This is a genomic window from Erwinia sp. V71, assembly GCF_965644245.1.
In the GTDB taxonomy this organism is placed as follows: domain Bacteria; phylum Pseudomonadota; class Gammaproteobacteria; order Enterobacterales; family Enterobacteriaceae; genus Erwinia.
In genome coordinates this window covers 1-3456 of sequence record NZ_CBFFRK010000201.1, presented here as the reverse complement: position 1 = coordinate 3456, position 3456 = coordinate 1, and the positions used below count along the sequence as shown (strand labels likewise).

Here is a 3456-nt window from a genome sequence, read left to right as displayed (position 1 = left end):
GGACAAACCACATCAATCGTTGCCATCAATCATCCAAAGGGCAAAGAGTACAACAACACTAAGTCTGCGTCACGACCAGTTTATGCAGCGATGTCCGTCGGGTATTCACGGACAATAAAGCGCCAGCGATTGTCTGGCGTAATGCAGACGATAATAAACTGCTGTTTCATGGTGATGAGGAAGGGCGCCCGCCCGAGGAGATTTTTGCCACCGGGCTGACGGCACCCGATCCGACCGGTTCAATGCTTATGCGCGATGGCGCGCATAAAGGGGCGATGGAGAGCTTTTCGTATTCGTTCCACATTGCTGCAGAATTCGCCGGGTATGACCCGCAGCAGTTTCCTGGCCTCGGCCGTTATGTGTATCTCATTTCAGTCGATGGCGGGCTGGATGTGGAGGGATCGCTGCATCCGGGCCAGACATCCGAGGCAGAAATTGCCTACCCGGGAGGGGTTCACCGCCGGCATATCGTCGGGGCACTGACCATGGATAAGGCGCTGCATATTGCGGCGTATCAGCCCAATCCTGCGTTCAGACAGGCTGATAACGTCACGCCCGAGGGGTTTGTCGATGTCATCACCGTATGTTCTGCCGATCTCAGTATCCGTACCTGGCTGAATCCGGCTAACCACCATGTCATTCATCCGGAGATGGTGCGTGTCAGAGCGGGTACTCCGGTAACGATTTCGCTGGCGGATGCGCTGGGGACGCCGTTTGTCAGTGCCTGGCGGGTGAATAACGTGTTATCCGATTTTGATGCGCAAAGCCAGACCGGCGCATCATCCTGTCTGATCGATACCCGCCAGACCCGGCCTGACCGCACCATTTTTGTTGAAGCGGTGCAGGATTATGATTTTCTTGATGACCATAATGACAAGATTGATCCGCAGCGCATCAAGTCAGAAGGCATTGCACTGGTGCCGGAAAAAGGGCCGACAGCGTTCAGCGTACAGGCCAGCAAAAATGGCGAGCACTATGATTACCATTTCACATGGACGCCGCCAGCGATACTGACTGGTGTGACAGGCTACCGGGTGTATCTGATCAGCAAAGATGGCGCACACTATAAACGTCGTGAGGTGTTTTATGTCGGCGGCGCGGAGACGCGCGAGGGCATTTTGTATGCCACGGCAGGCTCACCCCCTGATGGCAGCGAGTTTATTGTCACTGCCTGTATCGGTAATGATGCGGAGACGGGGGATTCACTGGTATCGGCTGCGCCACGTCAGAAACGGCGCTGAGAGGGGAACAGGCTGGGGGAGCAAACATCGTCCCCCAGCGTTGCACTAATCAGTAAGGTGCTGGCAGGTTTTTACGTTCCAGCTGGAAGTGGTTTACCAGGTTCTCCAGCAATACCGCCTGTTCTTCCAGTGCACTGGCAGAGACGGAAGAGGCGGAGACCAGCGAGGCATTCTGCTGAGTAGTGGTATCCAGCTCGCTCACCGCGCGGGCAATCTGCTCGATGCCGCGGCTCTGCTCTTCGGATGCCGAGGAGATCTCTTCCATAATATCGTTAACCCGGCTGATCGCGCTGACCACGTTTTCCATGGTTTCACCGGCACGCACTACCTGGGCATTACCGTTATCAATCCGGCTCACTGATTCGTTGATCAGCTGCTCGATATCTTTTGCCGCCTGCGAACTGCGCTGCGACAGATTACGCACTTCGCTGGCCACGACCGCAAAGCCACGGCCCTGTTCACCGGCGCGTGCGGCTTCAACCGCGGCGTTCAGTGCCAGGATATTGGTCTGGAAGGCGATGCTGTTAATTACGGCAGTAATATCGGCAATCTTCTTCGAACTGGCGGAGATATCACCCATTGTTTTCACCACATCGCGCACCGCGGCGCCACCGACGGCGGCCGTTTTTGACGCTTCGGCAGCAATTTCGCTGGCATGACGCGCGTTATCGGCGTTGTTTTTCACCGTTGACGTCAGCTGCTCCATACTGGCAGCGGTTTCCACAACAGCGGCAGCCTGCTGTTCAGTGCGGGTGGAGAGGTCAGTATTGCCGACATTGATGGATGATGCCGCCTGCGACACCGTCAGCACGCTGCTGCGCACATCACCAATCACCAGACGCAGGCGCTCATTCATGCGGCCCATTGCGGAAGCCAGTTTACCCAGCTCATCATGGCGGTCGTCCTGGAATTCAGAACTCAGATCGCCACTGGCAATGCGCTCAGCCAGCGCCAGGTTCTGCATCACCGGCCGGGTAATCTGGCGGATGATATACCAGGCTACCAGCACGCCAAACAGTATCGCCAGGGCACCCATGATCAGCATCATGGTGGATGCGCCGAAGGTTAAGGCGTCATTTTCGGCTTTCACCAGCGCCATAATCTGTTTGATTGAGGCGCTGCTCTTATCACCCGCGGTTTTCACCTCGTTTTCTGCGGCACGTAGTTCTGCATAAGCGGCGTCATAGTTATTGCTCAGCTGCTTGTAACTGAGCGCGTCCTGCCACAGCTTCTGCAGCGTGGCCTGGCTGTCCGCGGGCAGCTGTGGCAACAGGGTGGTTAGCGAGCGTTGTGTTTCTGTCACCTGGCTGTCCAGTGATTTGCGCAGGGCATCACTGGTGCTGAAACGCAGTGCCCAGGCTTTTTCCTGCACCTGGCTGATCGCCAGTAACTGAGTGAACAGCGTGGCAGTGAGGGTCGTGTCTGCCAGCGGTGTGCGGATCAGCTGCGCGTAGCTTTCCGTCTGGTCTTTATTATTCAGACCATCGAGTTGGGTACGCAGGGCGGAAAGTTTGTCGGTCGCGGCGGTCATTGCCGTGATGCTGGTCTGGAAGCTGTTAAGATGGCTGGCAATGTCCTGGATAATCTTTTTCTGATCGTCCGGCCAGGCCAGTTCACTGGCTTCTTTATTCAGCGCTGAAGCATGGGTGACAAAATCGGACATGATTTTGCCCGCTTTCTCATCGCCGTAGAGGTATTTCAGCCGGTTAATCTTGGCCTGAAACACTTCGATATTGATGTCGTACACCAGATTGGTTTTTTCATACAAGCCGCGTATCGACTGAAAACGCCCCACACTGAGCAGGGTAGCGAGTGCTACCAGTAACAGCACCAGACCAAATCCAATCGAGAGCTTACGGGTGATTCTGACGTTTCGTAATCGGGATGCCAAACCTGTCATTATTCTTCTCCTTGCCTGCCAAAAATGCCATAAAACAAAAAGACCCTGTGTTCGTTATCGGACTGTTCTGGCGGGAATTTAGGGCGAGCAGTGCTCTGACCAGCGAGAAGTGTGATCGGTGCACGTAAGTGAAGAAAATGTGATGAAAGTGATTGATGGGAAAGGTTAATTAATGAGCAGGTGCGGCAGCGGGGGGAATAAGACGGATCAATATCCGTCTGGATAATCAATGGTGACATTATGGAAGGTGCGATTTAATCGTCAATTATGAGAACATAACCCTTTCTTTGACATAGACTTTTCACGATGCCCGCT

2 protein-coding genes are annotated in these 3456 nt (G+C 54.6%); one reads left to right on the top strand and one right to left on the bottom strand.

Features of this window, described 5'->3' with window-relative positions; translation table 11 throughout:
• The first annotated feature begins 128 nt into the window (after positions 1-128).
• Positions 129-1241 carry a scabin-related ADP-ribosyltransferase gene (locus ACSZO1_RS21905; RefSeq protein WP_437616435.1) on the top strand — a complete coding sequence of 371 codons (1113 nt, stop codon included), beginning with the start codon at positions 129-131 and terminating at the stop codon, positions 1239-1241.
• A gap of 49 nt (positions 1242-1290) precedes the next feature.
• Here the strand turns inward: ACSZO1_RS21905 and ACSZO1_RS21900 are convergent, their stop codons facing one another.
• Positions 1291-3141, bottom strand: a complete 1851-nt coding sequence (locus tag ACSZO1_RS21900) for a methyl-accepting chemotaxis protein (protein WP_437616433.1) — start codon at positions 3139-3141, stop codon at positions 1291-1293.
• Between the last annotated feature and the right edge of the window lie 315 nt (positions 3142-3456).

What these genes read in the sequence shown, in the direction of transcription:
- ACSZO1_RS21900 (WP_437616433.1), bottom strand. Translation starts at nt 3,141, where the DNA reads ATGACAGGTTTGGCATCCCGATTACGAAACGTCAGAATCACCCGTAAG.